The following is a 15,883-nucleotide window of genomic DNA, read 5'->3' on the forward strand; positions in this document are numbered from 1 at the left end:
CCCGACGATCCCGTCATGTACACGGGATTGTACACGTGCGCTCGCGCCACCTCACCCGCAACGGCACCGCTCGCGTCTTTCAGATCCGCCTTCCGAAGCGCCTCGATCCGGACTTCCACCTCGCACCGATTCGCATCACACTCGGCCCCACGCCGAATTCGCGGGCACGTCGGGTCGCCGACATCCTCGCGGGTCTGGCGAGGATCGAGTTCGAACGCATCGGAGCGCAACCCATTCTCCCCGAACCCGCCGCCGCACGCCGATCCGTGGAGCAGCTCCTTGCCCTGACCGTGCCGACGCTGCTCGGCATGAACGCGCTGGCGGACAGCCGCTTATCGGACGAGATCCGCGAACCAGCGACCGAGGCTGCGTTCGATGCCCTGGCGCAGCTCGGGCTGGATCGCGCCACAGGACGCGGGGTGTTCGCGAACGGAGCGATCCGCTTCGAGGCGCCTTTCGTCGCAGCGCTTCGTGAAGAGAACCCAGCACGCGCCCTCATCGGGCAGCCGTTGCTGCCGACAAAGGAAGCTGATCCGATCCAGAATCAGCTCGACGCGATCCAGGCCCAGCAGGCCGAACTGCTCGCCCGTCTCGCCCCTCAGATGCCCGGACCGAAAGGTTCGCTGTTCAGCCTCGCGGCGGACAAGGCCATCGCCGCCAAGCGCGAGACCCACGGACCTACCGATCCTGAGATCGGTTCTCTCGACCACCGCAAGACCGTGTTCGTCGGCATCGTCGGCGACAAGCCGGTCGACGCCTACAGCCGAGAGGATCTACAAACTTTCGCCAATGCCCTGGCGTGGCTGCCACCCAACATTTCCAAGCAGAGCGGCTGTGATCTTTCGCAGATCAAAGAGATTATCGCAACCAACCGGGAAAAGAAGGCACCCGGACTCTCTCAGAATTCGATCAAGAGTTACCTGAACCGGATCAAGGGCATTCTGCGTCAGGCTTGCACCGACGCCCGTGTTCCGATCGGTTTCGCTGGCAGAATCGTCATTCCGAAGCGCGCGGCCCCGCCCAAACGTCGGACCGCGCCTGCCCACGACGAACTGGGGCGGGTCGTGGCAGCAGGCGTCGCTTCCGGCATCCTGTCGGACGCCCTCCTCGTGCCGCTCGGCCTTCTGACGGGTCGACGCATCGGTCTTCTCGCTCACATGCGGCGCGAGAATATCAAACGCTACAATGGCGCCTGGGTCTGCTTCCCGCAATCGCACGAATGGCGTGATGGAGCATGGTGCCCGATCCCGTTCAAGACGGACGAGTCGCTCTCGTTCTTCGTCCTGCACGACATCTTCGCCGAATGCGGTTTCATCGATTGGGCGCAGCGTGAATGCGGCCCCGTCTTCCCGGCCCTGATGATGGCAAAAGATCCTGCGGATGCCGCGCAGAAGCGGATGGGACGCCTGTATCGGACGGCGGAAGCCGATCCGCAGCGCTCCGGAACTTTTCATGCGCTCAGGACCGGCAAAATCCGCAACGATCGTGAATTGCGTCTCGATCCCCGCGCAGTCCGACTCCAGGTTGGCCACGAGCTTGGCGATACACACGAACGCTACGACGGCCAACTCACCGATGCCGAACTCGCGGCTTATGCCACCGCGCCACTGCCACCGGGCGTTGACTGGACGCTCCTCAAGACGATTGATTTCGAAGCCTACGCTCGCTGCCAGCCCAAAGGAGGACGCCGGAAGAAAACTTCGTGAGTGGCGAGATGGATCGCGCTCCCAGTGACCGAACTATCTATACCAAGGTTCAACAGTTGGTATGGCTGGGGCGCCAGGATTCGAGGCTGCCTCCAGATCACCCGCTAACTATCTGAAAACGCTCACCCGCGAAGTGAGGCGTGCTGGGGATGTGCTACATGCTCGTGCGCCATCGCGCAACGGTCAGTCGCCTCGATGCCGAACCGTCGTTAACAACCTGCTCACCTGAAGGACATGCCCGAGTCCTCAGCCTCACGATCTCGCAGCAGAGCTGTCAGGCGGGCAACTTCGGACGAGAGCCGCTCGTTTTCGGACCTGCGCTCCCGGTTAGCGAGGCTCATTTTTTTGATCGTGCCGACCGCATTCTCAATGATGCGATCCTTGTCCGCCAACTGACCTGACCGGTATTTTAGACCGAGCCGAGTGAGAGGCTACTGCATGGCCGCGGCCATGGGTAGCCGGTAGGCCAGATCCGGGAAGCTGACGGGTGCAGGCGGCCGATAACCTAAGGATGAGTGCGGCCGAACGCGGTTGTATGTGTTCTGCCATAGACTGATCATGACCTGCGCCTCTCTCAGTGAGTAGAAGATCTCCTGGTACAGGCACTCGTCGCGCAGCTTGCCGTTGAAGCTCTCGCAATATCCGTTCTCCCACGGCGAGCCCGGTGCGATGTACTGGATCTGCGGCCCCGTCTCGGCGACCCACTTGCGGAGTGCCTTCGAGATCATCTCAGGGCCGTTGTCGCAGCGGATGTGCTCGGGGATGCCGTGCAAGCACATGGCGTCGGCCAACGCCTCGATCACACCCACGCTGTTGATGCGCCGAGCCACCTTCAGCGTCAGACACGCCCGGCTGTGCTCGTCGATCAACGTCAGGATCCGTAGACTCCGCCCGTCGTGGGTCTGGCCCTGGACGAAGTCGAAGCTCCAGACGTGGTTGCGGTGGAGCGGACGCAGCCGCACGCACGAGCCGTCGTTGAGCCAGAGGCGGCTGCGCGGTCGATGCTTCTGCGGGACCTTCAGCCCCTCGCGACGCCAGATACGCTGAACCCGATCTTTGCCTACCTGCCAGCCAGCCGCCTGCAGCAGCGCGGTGACGCGGCGGTAGCCATAGCGCCCGTACTCGGATGCTAAGCCAATAATGGCGCGGGTCAGCCCATCCTCATCGGCCGGCACAGTGGGCACGTAGCGTTGCGTGCCACGGTGCTGACCGACGATCCGGCAGGCGTGACGCTCCGAGAGACGGTACTTCTCCCGGATGCCGTCAACCGCCTGCCGGCGTCGTTCGGGGGCTACAAGTTTCCCGAGGCGACGTCCGCCAGCACCTGCTTCTCAAGGGACAGGTCCGCCACGAGCCGCCGCAATCGAGCGTTCTCGCGCTCCAGATCCTTCATCTTCCTGGCCTGATCGACTTGGAGGCCGCCGTACTCCTTGCGCCAGCGGTAATAGCTCTGCTCGGAGATCTCCGCCTCCTTGCACGCCAGCGCCAAACTCTTGCCCTGTGCCGTCTGCACGTCAATCTGGCGCAGCTTCAGCACAACCTGCTCCGCACTCGTCTTCTGACCTCGTCGCATGTCCGACTCCTCCGGTCCTGGCTGATCCTCTCAATCAGCCCGGTCCAAAGCCAGCCGGTCAGGTCACGCTGACGTCCTCAGCGAGGGGGACATCCCACCCGTCGACATCGACGCATGCCTTCGAAACGGTACGGCTCGGGCGGCCCTCCAACGTCAGCACGACGACATCATAGTGGCGACGGGGCTGAAGGCTCAGCCGATCCTATTCATCGGCGGCGAGAGGAGCGAGGAGGCCGATGCTCTTCCCGCGGACGAACTGCGCTGGCTCATCCTCGCCCAGCTGCCGCCGGCGAGGCGCGTCGGATCGCGCGGCCCAACGCCATAGATCGAAGGTCCGGTCACGATGCTCTGCCGGCCGGCCACCGCCCATCGTAGATCCGCTCCACAAAGAGCCTCCACGTCACGAAGAAGCATAGGAAGCCGGTGAAGAGCATGAGACAGCCGAAGACGATGCCCGGCCAGACCATCACCACGCTTGCGACGGTCGCTGCGAGCTCATGAGCGAGCCAGGACGCGGCGAAGCCGACATCCTGCACAATGTCCCAGTGGTTCTGCGGCGGCCGCGGCTCCGGGAAATCCCGCACGAGCCACGCGACGGAGGGATGATAGGGGGCGCCGGGCTTCAGCCACGGTTCCGGGAAGAGGAAGTCGGTCGCCGCCCTGGCGATCCAGAGGCCCGCCGCCATCGAGATCGCGCCGCAGACGATGAACAGCAGGTTCCCGGACCGGCCGAGTTCCTTCTGCGCGGCGGGGGGCTCAGCCCCAGGGTTCTGCTGAAGATCCATGACGTTCTCCTTCGCGCTGATGATGTCCTGTACCGGGTGGCCCGTGGCGACCGCTGATCTGTTTTCCGAATATACAGCTTTGATCGCTCGGCGACGATTGCGCCTGCTTGCGCTGGGTTGCGGTTCGCCGTGAGACAGGATTCGCGAGGAAGGGGTGGCCGCATCCTCTTTGACGCCGCCATGCTCTTTGCCCGCGCCCGCTGAGGCGGCTCGCCAACGGCAAGGCCCGGCAACCGGAAGCAATCGACAGATGCCGGCCCGGTGGCAAAAGTAAACGAGATCTTCTTCGATCGGCCGAGGGACCCATGTCGATCAACATACCGAGACATCCACGACTCGGCCGGTCGTTGGCGCGAGCCGGACTGGCGCTGTGCCTCCTCTGCGCGGCGACGGCGGCCCGGAGCGCGGTGCTGCGCCTGAACGGCGCGGGCGGCCTGTCCTGCCGCGTGCTGGCCTCCCCCGCCAAGGCGCGTCTGCCGGAGGGGCGCGCCGCGCTGCAACGGAGCTTCGGCTACCTCACCGGCCGCGTCCAGTCGGGCGCCGGAGAGCCTCACCAGCGCTTCGCGGGCCCGGACGGCATCGCCGCCGCGATCATCGCCTATTGCCGGGCGCACCCGAAGCGGCAGGTCGCCGACGCCGCGGCGGATTTCTTCGGGCCTTGACGGCCTCTCCTCCGGTTCGACGCGGCATCGTGCGGGCCAGTCGATCGCTTGGTATTTCAGGTTCTCACAGGGGGTATCGCGATGTCCATGATCACCCGGTTTTGCCTCGCGAGCGCTGCCGTCGCTGCGGCGCTTCTGCTGGCCTTCCCGGCCGCGGCCCAGAACAATCGGTGCTCGGTGATGTGCAACGGCATCGACAACCAATGCTACAGGTCCTGCGCCGGATCGAATGACGGCCTCTCGCCCTTTGGAGCGGCGCCCGGCAGCGGTCCCGGCCGGTCAGGTGGCGGCTATGGCGCCATCGCGATCTCCGACAGCGACAAGGGCTCCCTGCGATGGGGAACATCCTATGATTACGAATCTCGCGGGCGCGCGGAAGCCGCGGCGATGCGAAACTGCATCGCCGGAGGGCTTCCGGGCTGCCGGGTGCGGCTCTGGTTCTCCAACGCCTGCGCCGCCCTCGTGACCGCCGGCAAAGGCCATTGGTGGGCATCTTGGCGCGGTTCGCTTGCGGCCGCACGCCGTGCGGCACTGGCGGAGTGCGGGCAGGACGGTGAGAGCCGCTGCAGGGTGAGCGAGGCCTTCTGCTCGTCCTGAGCAAACCTTTCTCTTGATCGGCACAGGGCCGGTAATGCCGAGCAACCGCCCGCAATTCCCTCGACCTGTTCATCGTGATCGCAATCGGCCCGCGTGCGATCGGCACGCCCGTCCGCCAGGAGCGTTCGATGCGACACTGTTTCGCCTATGCCTTCCTCATAGTCTCGACACTCGGCTTTCTGGCCTTGCCTGCCGGCGCCGAGCCCCGCGCGCCGCTAGCCGCCGGCGGCTGCTGGATGGTGCTGCCCAAGGGCGAGAAGCCCGAACGCGGCAACGCCGCCGAAGTCTTGTGCCTCCGCCGGAACGGCTATGGCCGTGTCCGCGAAAGCTCCTTCTACGGCGATGTCGCCGGCTGCGGCCGGGTGACCTACCGCACGAGCAACGGCCCGACCCTGGTCGAGATCGACTTCAGCGCCTGCACCAACGGCGCGCCGAACCACAGCCTGCTTTGCGCGAGCGGCTCCGGGCGCAACCCTGTGCCCTGTCTCCAGAGGGTGCCCGGCGACGACGAGCCGGTGGAGATGGAGCTTTATCCGCTGGAAGGAGCAGGCTCGTGAGACTCGCTTCCCGTCTCGCCGCCGTGCTCGGTCCGCTGCTCCTGCAGCCTGTCGCGGGGCACGCTTCCGATTGCCCGGAGGGCGTGGCCCGACCGCGTCCGGTGAAGGCCCCGATCGAACACCGGTTCGGGCACCGCCTGCATCCCGTCATCGGCATGGCGGTCTTCCAGCCGAACATGGTCTTCCGCACGCTCAGCGGCCAGGCCGTCGTGACGGTGCGAGCCGGCCGGGTCGAGCCCGTCGAAGCCACGCGGATCGGCCGCTTCGTGCGGATCCGGCAGCGCGACGGCAGCGAGCTGCGCTACGGGCCGCTGTCGCAGCTCCGCGTCCGTGCCGGGCGCTGCGTCGCGGCGGGCGCCAGGCTGGGCTGGACGACCTCGTCCCCGTTTACGCTCGCCCTGCGCCGAAACGAGGCATGGATCGATCCCGCGCCCCTGTTGGGAGGGGGCCGTTGACCAACGTGTCGCTGGAGCGGCTCACCGCAAGAGGGGGCAATCGACGTCAAGCGGGCGCAATGGTGCGAACGGCTCGGCCGGGGGAAGAAGACAGCGAGTCTTGTTCGAGGCCCGCCATGCCGACACGCCGCTTCCTGTTGTCCCTGCTGAGCCTGCCGCTGCTGTCCTCGGTTTCCGTGGCGGAGGTGCCATGCAACCCGCACGGCGGGGCGTTGATCGTCCGGCCGCGCCGGCCGGCGCAGCCGCTCTCGGCGCAGCTCGATGCGCTGGGTCCGCTGGTCCATGACGCCGCGCTTGGCCTCGCTTTGCAGCGGGCCTGGCGCTGCTTCACGCCGGAGGAGGCCGTGCGAATGCGCTCGACGCTCGCCTGGGCGCGGGACGCACTGTCCCGCCCCGGCTTTAGCGAGGCCAGTCCGGCGCTGCTGAGGGCACCCCGGCGGCGCGGCAGGCGAGCGGCCGCGCGGCTGGTCGCGATGGGCACCGACAGCGACGAGGCACGCGCCATGCAGGCCTCGTTGCGGTATGTTTTTGCGAGGGACAAGCTTGGGGGGACGGGCGCCCGTCGGATCTGTGATGGCGATCGCTCGATCAGGGGGATCTCACGATGACAGAGCAGACTGTTGCCGAAGGCGGCGGGACCTTCAGGGATGCTTTCGGCGGTTCGCTCAAGCGGCCCACCAAGCCTTTGAAAATCGCGATGTTCGTCGCAATCGGCGCCTTCGCCGCCGTCGCGGCGATGTATCTCATGTTCGTGTTCGTGCCGCAAAACGGGCTCCCGGCGATCCGCGACTGGTGGGCCGGGCTCGGAACACGATCCCTGCGCGGCGAATCCGCCGCCTTCTCTTCGATCGTGATGGGCGCGGTCGCGACGATTGTCGTCGCCTCCTTCGCAACCTTCACGCTGACGGAGGCCATTGCGGATCTGCGCAAGGAGAGGCCGTTGCGGAGCCTCGGCCGGGAGCTCGTCGTCATTCGCGAGCTGACGGAAGAAGGCGTCGGCTATCGGGAGGGCGACATCCGGACGGTGCACGTGCCCTGGGTGCAGGTGCAGGAGCTGCGCTCGATGGATCTGCCGGCCTTCGAGGGCAGGCTCTTCTTCGTCATCGAGCTGAAGAGCCCGATCCACGAACGCGGCCGTCTCGTCTTCTGGGACGGGCAGGATCGTCACAACAGCATCGCCGGGCGTCTCCGCGAGCGCCTGGCGGCGTATCGCGCGGCGCAAGCCGCTGCCGGCTGAAGAGAAGGAGGGGCACCGATGCAAACATTGCGTGATTTTCCTTTCTTCGTCCTGTGCGGTTCGACCCAAGACGATTATGTCCACCTGCCGGCGTTCGGGCGCTTCGAACGGATCGAGTGGCCGATGTTTTCCCGGGGAGACTTCACCCGGCCGCCTCGCTACATCGGGCTTCTCGACCTCGACGGCCCGCCGCCGCTGGCTCATCTCGAAGCGGATGTTTGGGCCGTTGTCCGGATCGATCGGGATGATCCTTGCGAACAGGAGACGCGGGAGGATGGGTCGGTCGTACCCGGCGTGGTGCGCTTCGCCTCCGGCTTCGTGCTGTTTCGCGGCCCGAAACGGATCGCGCTGAGCATCTTCTCCGCCTGCAACGCCGGCATGCCCCTGAAGACGCCGCTATCGGCCTTGCAGGATGACTCCGGCGTCGCCTTCGCCGGCGACTACGGCGCGGCGATCGCCGGCGACGAAGGTTTTGCCCGCGCCGGCGCCTACGGCATCGCCCAGGCCGGGGTGCCGGAGCAATGGGCCAGCCTGGACCTGCATGGGCGGCCCAAATGGGATGGATACAACTCCTTCGGCCTGGCGCTGGCGGGCGTAGATGGCTCGGCCTTCTGCGGCACCGAGGGTCTTGCCGTGGCAGAGAGCCGCGGCCGGGTGCGCGCGGCAGGTCTTGGCGTGGCGATCGGCCGAGGCACTCTCGGCGAACGCTGTGTCGTCGAGACGGGTTATAAAGGCGTCGCCATCTCGCAGGCTGCGAACGGGTACCTGACCGCTGGCAAAGGGTCCGTCGCAGTGGCCACCGGCAGCAGCCGCTGGTTCGAGATCGGCCACGGGGGGATCGGCGTCTCACGCAGGCATGTGGAGGTGCTGGACATCGGCGACGAGGCCGTCGTGATCGCGCCTGAACTCGGGGAAGAGACCCTGCTCCGTCTGGGCCGGGACGCGACACTGATCTGCCGTCAGCAGTCGTTCCCCTTGCGGTCCGGTGTTGTCCGCGTGTTCACGACCTGCGGCGGCGAGCTTCAGCCTGGCGTCTACGCGCATTCGAAAGGCTGTCTTGAAATGCGTTTCGCCGAAGAGCTCAAGCCTCACTTCGTGCTCTTCGAGGAATCACTGGAAGAGCCGGAGGAGAGCGCTCCCACGGCCCCGGCTCCCGCCTTCCCATCCGGCGTGCTGTGGTGGGAGGCCGCGCACAGCCACGATCCGAAGGCCGATATCGTGGCGGAGCCGATGCTGCGGGAGCAGATCATCGTTCTGTGCTCCAACATCCCGGCAGCCGAGCTCGAGGCGGGGCGACAGGAGGGTAAGGAGTGGCTCGGCGCCTTGTGGGGTCGCGGCGAGCTGCCCGTAAGCGATGGGGCGCCTTGTTGTCTGGTCCGGGTCGAGGGGGAGCACACGCCCGCACAGCAGCGCGGCGGGCCGATCGGCTTCCGGAGAGGAGCGGCGCTTTATCGTGGCACCTTGCGGGGAGCGGTCGCCGCCTTGCGCGCCCTCGGCGAGGACACGGTGCTTGACGGCAGCATCGCTTTGGCGGGGCATGGGGGCGTCGCGCGCGTACCGTCGCGCATGCAGTCCATGCCGCTGCCTCCAGCACATCCCGAAGACACGCACGAACGCTCCTACTTCACTCCGTACGACGTCCTGCGCGGTGACCGGGCCATCGGGCGCAACCCCACGCTGGCGATCGCAGGCGACGAGGGTTTTGCGATCTGCGACGGCGAGGCGCATGCGGGCAGGCGCGGCGTCGCCTGCGTCTCTGGCCTCGGCGTCGCCCGGGCGGGATTTCTTGGGATCGCCCTTTGCGAAAACGGCCGCGCGATCGCCGGCGACTTCGGCATTTCCATGTGCCGCCTGGTCAAAGGCCTCGGTGACGAAAGCTATCCGATCAGAGGGGGACAGGCTGTCGCGGGCTTATTCGGCATCGCCTTCGCGGATCTGCCCGGTTCCGACGTGATCGCCAGCGACTATGGCATCGCTATACTCCGGGATGCCGGACGGGCCCGGACGGGGAGCTTCGGTGTGGCGATCGGCATCGGTTCGGACCAGGCCGATGTCCAGGGCGGCGCCGACGCCGTCGTCGTCTCACGCGAGGGGCGTGTCAGCGGGGGAGAAGGTGCGCTGCTGGTCGTCTGGGATGCCGGCACAAAGCGATGGATCCACGCCATGGTCGGCCGGGACGGCATCGAGCGCGGCGTCGCCTATGTCGCCCGCAACGGCCGGTTCGAGCCCTGGACCAGCACCATCGTGACGGAGGTCCGCCGCAAGCGCCGACGATGGCTGCACTGAGCGCCGGCATCCATCGGCAAGGCCGGGCAAGTTCGCGCAATATCGCGGCCGGCGGGTCGCGGCTATCCCTTCGTCCATCGGATCACCCCGACGGAACGGAGTCTGAGCCATGAAGAAACACCTCGCCCTCGCCGCCGTGGTCCTGCTCGCCGCGACAGGCGCGCAGGCTCAGCAGAGCCAGCAGAAGATCGCCGTCAAGAACCGCGACATGATCGTCGCCATCACGAGCGAGCAGCTGGAGGACAAGATCGTCGGCAAGCCCGAGATCTTCCAGCGGCGCAACATCGCCTACGCCATCGGCATGACGCGCAGCCTGCACCGGGCCTGCACCATCCTCTCGGCCGAGGACAGCGCGCGGCTGGAGCGGCTCGAGCGGGCCTACCGGACGAGGAAGGCAAGCAACGAGATCGACGCGGCGATGCAGGCCATGGTGCTGGGCGAACTCGACAACGGCGCCTCCGACACGGCCGCCCTGCTCGGCCGCTACGACTGCGCTGCGCTGGAGCGCGCCAAGCTGACCGGCCCGCTGCTCGCCTTCTGGAACAAATATCTCCCCCGGCTCGCCGGCTGAGCCGCCGCATGCAGCAAGCACGAGGAGGTCTCGATGTCGCTTCGCTTTCCTCGATCCTTCGTTGCGGCGCTGATCGCCGCGGCGGGCCTGCTCGCGGCCCACGCGGCCTCGGCGCAGACCGCGCCCGCGCCGCGCCTCGAAGCCCAGCGTCTGGCCAATGCGCAGTTCGAGACGTTTCGGACCCGCTGCGGCAAGGGCTATGTCGTCGCCGCCGACGTCACGCCGCCGCCGCGGGGCGGCTTCACCGCCACACTGGGGACGCCTGCGCCCGGAGCCTCCTCCGGCCATACGCTCTATGTCGCCTATGCCGATGTCCGCCTCGACGGGCGCGAGATCACGACCGATATCGACCGTCGCAATGGGATCGCCTGGCGCGGAACGCTGGCCTACAGCGCCGCCGCTCTGCGCCAGATCTCGGTCGGCCATGACGGGACCAGAGGCGCCTGGAGCCCGTGGCAGCCCGCCGGACCGATCTATACGGTGACGCTGGAGCTCAAGAACGGGAGCTGGTCGAGCCGCGGGCAAGAGATGTCGCTTCTGGGTGCGCTGGGGCGCTACGCCAAGCTGAGGCGTCCGGCCTGTGCAGAGATTCCAGCAGGCTGATCCGGCGATGGCGGCGGCTTTCGCACCGCGAAGATCGGCCGATCCCGCTTTCCGGCGGAGCCAACCATAAGATAATCTCGAAACCGAGGCGCGCGGCGGTGATGTCTCGCCCGTTGCCCGACGAATGCGGGGGATGACATGGACGAACCAAGCGTCGCCTTCAGTGTCGAGGGCAAAACCTTTCGCAGACCGATCGGCGTGTTTTCCATCCTCGGCGTCTGCGCTCTCGCGGGCGCCATTCTCTGCCTGTTGCAACTCGTGACCAGGCCTTTGACGCTGTCGAACGCCGTGCCGCTGCTCTTCGGCGGCGTCGGAGGACTGATCGGGCTCGCGGCAGGCCTCGGTTTTACCGCCATGCATCTCAACGCATGGCGGGCCGGGCGTGATCCGGATGCCACCGCAAGGCGGATCACGCCTCTCGTCGTCACGGCCGGCGGGATCTTCATCGACCCCTATCCCTATGCCGGTCCCGGACCTCTGGGAGCGCGCCGCCGCCGCTTCGTGCCCTTGCGGGACGTCGCCGCGATCGGGCCGGTCAAGGAAACGGGCCTGTTTCCCGTGACGGTGGCGGAGAAGGACGGGGTTCAGAAGACCGTCTACGAAATCCCCGAACAGGCGCGCGGCGAGGCCGGTGCGACGCCGTACGCCACGCTCCTCGCCGCTCGGCAGCGCTATCTGGCCGGGCTTTCATCCGCGGCCCGGGCCGCGACGGGGACGTTCCTCGTTCCGGTCGTAAGGGCGGCGCCGCCGATCTGGCGCGTGCTCGGTGGCGGCGTGCTGCTCGCGGGCGCGGCCGTCTTCGCTCTCCTGCTGACCGCGACAGCCGCGGCGACGAAGAGCGCCAATCTCGACCTCAAGGCCTTTCTCACGCTTCTGGGCTGGAGCGCGATTATCGCGTTCGTCGCCCTTGCGATCGTCGCCGCCGCGATCGGGGCCTGGCGCGCCCGAGGCCAGCAGATCGCCTGGCCCGTCGCGACGATCGAGGCGGACGGCTTCACCGCCACCGCCCTGCCGAATGCGGCAGGCGACCTCTTCGGCGATCTTGAAGGCCGCAGCGGCCGCGTCGCCTGGCCTGAGGTTCGAAGCATAGGGCCGCCGCTCCCCGGCGAAAACGACTTTACCGTCGACATCGGCGAGCGCCACCCACTGCGTCTGCCGGCCTCGGCCAGAGCTGAAGACGGGCGGACGCTTCATCCGGCGCTCGCCGAGGCATGGCGATCATCGCGCTCGGAAAGCTGAGGTCGAGGCGGAACAGCTCTTCGCCGCCTCGGCTCGCGCCGCCGCGCCATCCGGATCGGACACCAGGAACGCCACTATGAACGCCACGATGACGGAGCCCATCGACGGAACGCGCATCGTCTTCAGCATGGAGGCCAGGCCCATTCGCGCGATCAGCCGGCTCTTCCTGGCGATGGGCACTCTCTTCGTCGTTAGTGGAACCCAGATGGGATGGGTGGCGCTGAGCCAAGCGAGCGCCCCCGGATCTGAGACGACATTCTTGCTGGGGTTTGCGGCGATCGCTCTTGCGGCAGGCCTGGCGCAGATTGCGGTCTATCTGTCCATGCGTCGCAAGGCCCGCAGCGCCGATCCTTCCGTGCGGCGGATCACGCCGCTCACCGTCACCGCCGAAGGGCTGATCCATGACGCGCATCTGCATGCGGGTGATCGGATTCTTTTGGGGGAACCGGCCGCCCCACTTCATCGCCTGGCGCGACCTCGTCGGGATCGGCGAGGTGGGGAAGGACGGGATGTTCGCGCTTCGCTGCACGGATGAGCGCGGTCAGCCCTGTTCCCGCGACGTCCCGGAGTGCGCCCGGGGCCCGGGCGGAGAGACGCCCCATGCCACGCTGGTCGCCGCCCTCGCCGGATATTGCGCGGGCCTCCCGGCCGCATCGCTTTCTACCGTCGGCACCTTTGTCGCGACGGTGGTCCGGACGAAGCCGCCGATCCGGCGCACGGTCTTCGGCGCGGTGCTTGCGATCGCCGCCGTCGGCTTCGCCGCGTGGCTGCTTCTGGAGAAACCGGCCGACCGCCGAGAATGGCGGACGATCTATTATGCTGCTGTCGTCAGCGCACTTTTCGCGTTCTTCTTTCTGCGCGGCGTCTTCAAGGGATGGCGCGCGCAGGGCCAGCAGATCTCCTGGCCGGCCGTGGTCATTCGGCCCGAAGGTTTCGTGACGAAGGCCTTGCCGGATCCGGCCGGCAACGACAACGGCGATCTCGAAGAGGAAGGCCACAACGTCACCTGGCAACAGGTGCGGAACATCGAGCCGCCGATTGCAGACGAGGACAGCTTCGCCGTCGATGTCGGCTGGCGCCAGCCGCTGCGCCTGCCGACCTCGGCGAGGTCGGAGGATGGCCGCACCCTTTACCCGGCCCTCCTCGAAGCGTGGCAGGCCTGGCGCGATTCTGCCGAACTAAGAGACGGGCCTGGGCCTGCTTAAATGAAGCCGACCGGGGCGCCGAGCCGCGTGGGCGGCCATTTGAGATCGAACATCAGGAACATGGCCGTCTGGACGGCATTCGGGAAATCCCCGACCGACCCGCCGGCCGCCGGGCAAGGCAACTCGCCGATGGCGGGATCGTCGAGCGAGCGCAGCAGGGCAAGGCAGGCGAGGACGAGCGTATGAGCCGGCAGGGCCACGCCGAGCTCGTAAAGCAGAGTCGCATCGGCGCGCTCGCGCGCCCGATCGACCAGCTCGCGCAGCATCGGTTGCGGCGTCCAGACCTGATCCACAAGACCTCGCCGCAACTCCGGATCGCTCCAGTCGAGCCGAGGGGCGAGGGTCAGCAGAAGCGAGCCGGGCGATGGGCCCGGCTCGGCGATGTCCCTCGGCCGGGCGAAATCGGCCCAGTCCAGGCCGAGCGTGGGGAACAGCCGCTCCGGCAATCCGGAGACGCGGGCCCCCCGCCAGGCATCCGGAACTCGGCCGAAGGCAATCATATGCAGCGCGCCGAGGAGAAGCTGCGAGGGGCTCCGACGATGCTCCTGACAGGCCTCGCGAAACCGATCGGAATGTTCCGCGCGCTCATGGAGCGCCCCGAACGAAGCCGGCGCCTCGGGCCAATCCTCGCCGCGCAGAGCAGCCTGCAAGCCCGACGATCGCCAATCGAGAACGGAGGCGAGCGCGATGATGTCCGGCCCGAGGGGTGGATCGTATGGCTCCGGTGGGTAAAGGTCCGGCGCCGGCATGCCCGTCGGCCTCGGTTGCCGAAGGCCTGGGACGATGGCATGCAACCGGTCGAGCCAATCACTCCAAACGCTCATCGCCGCCTCCTTGAGCGGCCATCATGCCGTGCCGGTGCCGGCCCAGGCAATTGATGCCGATTGCATCGCATTGCGATCGGCATCCTGCCCTGCGCGATCGATCATGACCCTGTGCGCTATGGCCTTCGGATCGGCTCCGGCTGCTGTGAGTGGACGGCGCTCTGTTCTCTGATTGCCGTCGGGCCTTGCTCGGACCCGGGATCAATGATCGTGACGCTGACGCAGACCAACAGGAAGACCAGGATGATATTGGCGCCGCCGATCACCGATGCGAGCCGCCTCGCACCCCGCGCCCGAACGATGCCGATTGCCGCAACACCACAAAGAAGCGCCATAGAAGTGTACTGGCCGGTTATCATCCATCCTCGGATTTCCGTGCCGGCCGCATGATGGTCGATCATGAAGGGGCCCGAGAGGATCATAAGACCCCAGGGTATGATCATGAACGACAGTGCGCCCAAACGACGGCGGACTTCTGACCCACTCGGAAAGGAGCGGACGACGAGCACAGCAATCACAACGGATACCGATGCGACCAACGCGAGAAGCGGGATCAAATTGAGCATCGGAAGCTCTCTCCTTGCTGTCCTCGGCGCGCCGGCCGGCCCCAGTTTCACGAAAGAAATTAGTGCATCGAAAAGTGGTGCGGAATTGCTCGGCATTGCACCGGAACCCAGTCGCCGCGCCGCTGTCACCACGGATCTGTTGCTCAAGCAGATTCACTCCAACGGGCTCGTTGAGCACGAAGGCGCGCCCAGCGGCTGCGTGAGCCCTGCCGCCAGGCGCCTCTTCAAAGGTCGGTCTGTTCAGAGAGAATCAAGGCGTCGTCGACCTCGATGCCGAGGTATCTGACCGTGCTCTCCAACTTCGAATGGCCGAGCAGGAGCTGGCATGCTCGCAAGTTGCCGGTCCGCTTATAGATCAGCGCGACTTTGGTCCGTCTCAGGCTATGGGTCCCATACAGAGCGGGGTCGAGCCCGATCAGCGAAACCCAGTCGTCGAGCAGGCGCCCATATTGGCGGGTGGTGACGTGATCGCCTTTATGGCTCCGGCTAGGAAAGAGCCAGTCAGCATCGCCGGATGGTCGACGCCTGAGCCAAGCGGTCAAGGCCTCCCGCGTCGGGTCGGTCAGCTCGAAGGGCACTGGCCGACCTGTTTTCTGCTGGATGATCGAGGTCCGCAGTCTGACCGTGCCGCCCAGCACCACATCGCTGATCCGCAAGCGAACGAGATCGCAGCCTCGCAACTTGCTGTCGATCGCCAGATTGAACATGGCGAGGTCTCGTACGCGCTGATCATGCTGCAGTCGCGTTCGGATCGCCCAGATATGACGAGGTTTCAGCGGCGGCTTGGGCCCGATAAGGCGACCCGCGTTCCAGGCGGGACGCTGGTCACGTTGATGATGTTCGATCGGCATAGCGTGTCCTCCTTTGGAGGCCGCATCCGGATTGATATTATCACGAATGATGTTGAGCTGCGCTGCGCCACGAGCGGACTTCGACGCACCGCCCGGAAGCGGACGTTCACTTGTAAGGCTACCTTCCGGTGTCGACCCTTCTCGGGCGTGCGGAAGGTCTGCTTAC

At 66.6% G+C, this 15,883-nt stretch carries 19 protein-coding genes; 14 read left to right on the top strand and 5 right to left on the bottom strand.

What is annotated here, in order from left to right; translation table 11 throughout:
- Window positions 1–35 precede the first annotated feature (35 nt).
- Window positions 36–1,706 (top strand): site-specific integrase, encoded by a 1,671-nt coding sequence (locus tag MPPM_RS01985; protein ID WP_096483431.1) that lies wholly within the window; start codon window positions 36–38, stop codon window positions 1,704–1,706.
- 158 nt (window positions 1,707–1,864) lie between these two features.
- Window positions 1,865–2,107 (top strand): hypothetical protein, encoded by a 243-nt coding sequence (locus MPPM_RS27735; protein WP_157914074.1) that lies wholly within the window; start codon window positions 1,865–1,867, stop codon window positions 2,105–2,107.
- 30 nt (window positions 2,108–2,137) lie between these two features.
- Here the strand turns inward: MPPM_RS27735 and MPPM_RS01990 are convergent.
- Window positions 2,138–3,279 (bottom strand): IS3 family transposase gene (locus MPPM_RS01990; protein ID WP_096483433.1). Its coding sequence is split into 2 segments (ribosomal slippage): window positions 2,138–3,012 and window positions 3,012–3,279, totalling 1,143 coding nucleotides; the frame shifts between segments, so codons are not numbered across the junction.
- A gap of 338 nt (window positions 3,280–3,617) precedes the next feature.
- Window positions 3,618–4,064, bottom strand: a complete 447-nt coding sequence (locus tag MPPM_RS01995) for a hypothetical protein (protein WP_096483435.1) — start codon at window positions 4,062–4,064, stop codon at window positions 3,618–3,620.
- A 347-nt stretch (window positions 4,065–4,411) separates the two neighbouring features.
- Between MPPM_RS01995 and MPPM_RS02000 the strand changes: the two genes are divergently transcribed.
- From MPPM_RS02000 to MPPM_RS02050, 12 genes are all read left to right on the top strand, one after another.
- On the top strand, window positions 4,412–4,726 hold the full coding sequence (locus tag MPPM_RS02000; RefSeq protein ID WP_096483437.1) for a hypothetical protein: 315 nt from the start codon (window positions 4,412–4,414) through the stop codon (window positions 4,724–4,726).
- An 87-nt stretch (window positions 4,727–4,813) separates the two neighbouring features.
- Window positions 4,814–5,323 carry a DUF4189 domain-containing protein gene (locus MPPM_RS02005; protein ID WP_162296245.1) on the top strand — a complete coding sequence of 170 codons (510 nt, stop codon included), beginning with the start codon at window positions 4,814–4,816 and terminating at the stop codon, window positions 5,321–5,323.
- A 128-nt stretch (window positions 5,324–5,451) separates the two neighbouring features.
- Window positions 5,452–5,880 (top strand): hypothetical protein, encoded by a 429-nt coding sequence (locus MPPM_RS27740; RefSeq protein WP_162296246.1) that lies wholly within the window; start codon window positions 5,452–5,454, stop codon window positions 5,878–5,880.
- Window positions 5,877–6,335, top strand: a complete 459-nt coding sequence (locus tag MPPM_RS27745) for a M23 family metallopeptidase (RefSeq protein ID WP_157914076.1) — start codon at window positions 5,877–5,879, stop codon at window positions 6,333–6,335. The genes MPPM_RS27740 and MPPM_RS27745 overlap by 4 nt, the downstream gene beginning before the upstream one ends.
- A 116-nt stretch (window positions 6,336–6,451) precedes the next feature.
- A complete protein-coding gene (locus MPPM_RS02015; RefSeq protein ID WP_096483443.1) occupies window positions 6,452–6,943 on the top strand; it encodes a hypothetical protein in 492 nt (163 codons plus the stop codon).
- The gene (locus MPPM_RS02020; protein ID WP_162296247.1) at window positions 6,940–7,572 is read left to right on the top strand and encodes a hypothetical protein; all 633 of its coding nucleotides are present in this window, start codon (window positions 6,940–6,942) and stop codon (window positions 7,570–7,572) included. Before MPPM_RS02015 ends, MPPM_RS02020 begins: the two co-directional genes overlap by 4 nt.
- A gap of 18 nt (window positions 7,573–7,590) precedes the next feature.
- Window positions 7,591–9,858, top strand: a complete 2,268-nt coding sequence (locus MPPM_RS02025; RefSeq protein ID WP_157914078.1) for a hypothetical protein — start codon at window positions 7,591–7,593, stop codon at window positions 9,856–9,858.
- 109 nt (window positions 9,859–9,967) lie between these two features.
- On the top strand, window positions 9,968–10,429 hold the full coding sequence (locus MPPM_RS02030; RefSeq protein WP_096483449.1) for a hypothetical protein: 462 nt from the start codon (window positions 9,968–9,970) through the stop codon (window positions 10,427–10,429).
- Window positions 10,430–10,462: 33 nt separating this feature from the next.
- On the top strand, window positions 10,463–11,032 hold the full coding sequence (locus MPPM_RS02035; protein ID WP_096483451.1) for a hypothetical protein: 570 nt from the start codon (window positions 10,463–10,465) through the stop codon (window positions 11,030–11,032).
- A 138-nt stretch (window positions 11,033–11,170) separates the two neighbouring features.
- Window positions 11,171–12,271 carry a hypothetical protein gene (locus MPPM_RS02040; RefSeq protein WP_096483453.1) on the top strand — a complete coding sequence of 367 codons (1,101 nt, stop codon included), beginning with the start codon at window positions 11,171–11,173 and terminating at the stop codon, window positions 12,269–12,271.
- A gap of 76 nt (window positions 12,272–12,347) precedes the next feature.
- Window positions 12,348–12,806 carry a hypothetical protein gene (locus MPPM_RS27750; RefSeq protein WP_157914079.1) on the top strand — a complete coding sequence of 153 codons (459 nt, stop codon included), beginning with the start codon at window positions 12,348–12,350 and terminating at the stop codon, window positions 12,804–12,806.
- Window positions 12,781–13,476: a hypothetical protein gene (locus tag MPPM_RS02050; protein WP_157914081.1), complete on the top strand. Its 696-nt coding sequence runs from the start codon at window positions 12,781–12,783 to the stop codon at window positions 13,474–13,476. The genes MPPM_RS27750 and MPPM_RS02050 overlap by 26 nt, the downstream gene beginning before the upstream one ends.
- Here MPPM_RS02050 and MPPM_RS02055 read toward each other — a convergent pair.
- From MPPM_RS02055 to MPPM_RS02065, 3 genes are all read right to left on the bottom strand, one after another.
- Window positions 13,473–14,225, bottom strand: coding sequence for a hypothetical protein (locus tag MPPM_RS02055; protein WP_096483458.1), 753 nt, complete (start codon window positions 14,223–14,225; stop codon window positions 13,473–13,475). The genes MPPM_RS02050 and MPPM_RS02055 overlap by 4 nt on opposite strands.
- Before the next feature lie 191 nt (window positions 14,226–14,416).
- Window positions 14,417–14,866, bottom strand: a complete 450-nt coding sequence (locus MPPM_RS02060) for a hypothetical protein (RefSeq protein WP_096483460.1) — start codon at window positions 14,864–14,866, stop codon at window positions 14,417–14,419.
- Window positions 14,867–15,090: 224 nt separating this feature from the next.
- A complete protein-coding gene (locus tag MPPM_RS02065; RefSeq protein WP_096483462.1) occupies window positions 15,091–15,717 on the bottom strand; it encodes a tyrosine-type recombinase/integrase in 627 nt (208 codons plus the stop codon).
- Between the last annotated feature and the right edge of the window lie 166 nt (window positions 15,718–15,883).

It is taken from the genome of Methylorubrum populi (genome assembly GCF_002355515.1).
GTDB classification, from domain to species: Bacteria; Pseudomonadota; Alphaproteobacteria; order Rhizobiales; family Beijerinckiaceae; genus Methylobacterium; species Methylobacterium populi_A.

Excerpts from the sequence above, each read along its gene's own strand:
- MPPM_RS02015 (WP_096483443.1), top strand. The coding sequence starts at position 6,452 with ATGCCGACACGCCGCTTCCTGTTGTCCCTGCTGAGCCTGCCGCTGCTG.
- MPPM_RS02060 (WP_096483460.1), bottom strand. The coding sequence starts at position 14,866 with ATGCTCAATTTGATCCCGCTTCTCGCGTTGGTCGCATCGGTATCCGTT.
- MPPM_RS02020 (WP_162296247.1), top strand. The coding sequence starts at position 6,940 with ATGACAGAGCAGACTGTTGCCGAAGGCGGCGGGACCTTCAGGGATGCT.
- MPPM_RS27735 (WP_157914074.1), top strand. The coding sequence starts at position 1,865 with ATGCTCGTGCGCCATCGCGCAACGGTCAGTCGCCTCGATGCCGAACCG.
- MPPM_RS02055 (WP_096483458.1), bottom strand. The coding sequence starts at position 14,225 with ATGCCGGCGCCGGACCTTTACCCACCGGAGCCATACGATCCACCCCTC.
- MPPM_RS02030 (WP_096483449.1), top strand. The coding sequence starts at position 9,968 with ATGAAGAAACACCTCGCCCTCGCCGCCGTGGTCCTGCTCGCCGCGACA.
- MPPM_RS01995 (WP_096483435.1), bottom strand. The coding sequence starts at position 4,064 with ATGGATCTTCAGCAGAACCCTGGGGCTGAGCCCCCCGCCGCGCAGAAG.
- MPPM_RS02065 (WP_096483462.1), bottom strand. The coding sequence starts at position 15,717 with ATGCCGATCGAACATCATCAACGTGACCAGCGTCCCGCCTGGAACGCG.
- MPPM_RS27740 (WP_162296246.1), top strand. The coding sequence starts at position 5,452 with ATGCGACACTGTTTCGCCTATGCCTTCCTCATAGTCTCGACACTCGGC.
- MPPM_RS02050 (WP_157914081.1), top strand. The coding sequence starts at position 12,781 with ATGTTCGCGCTTCGCTGCACGGATGAGCGCGGTCAGCCCTGTTCCCGC.
- MPPM_RS27750 (WP_157914079.1), top strand. The coding sequence starts at position 12,348 with ATGAACGCCACGATGACGGAGCCCATCGACGGAACGCGCATCGTCTTC.
- MPPM_RS02025 (WP_157914078.1), top strand. The coding sequence starts at position 7,591 with ATGCAAACATTGCGTGATTTTCCTTTCTTCGTCCTGTGCGGTTCGACC.
- MPPM_RS02035 (WP_096483451.1), top strand. The coding sequence starts at position 10,463 with ATGTCGCTTCGCTTTCCTCGATCCTTCGTTGCGGCGCTGATCGCCGCG.
- MPPM_RS02005 (WP_162296245.1), top strand. The coding sequence starts at position 4,814 with ATGATCACCCGGTTTTGCCTCGCGAGCGCTGCCGTCGCTGCGGCGCTT.
- MPPM_RS02040 (WP_096483453.1), top strand. The coding sequence starts at position 11,171 with ATGGACGAACCAAGCGTCGCCTTCAGTGTCGAGGGCAAAACCTTTCGC.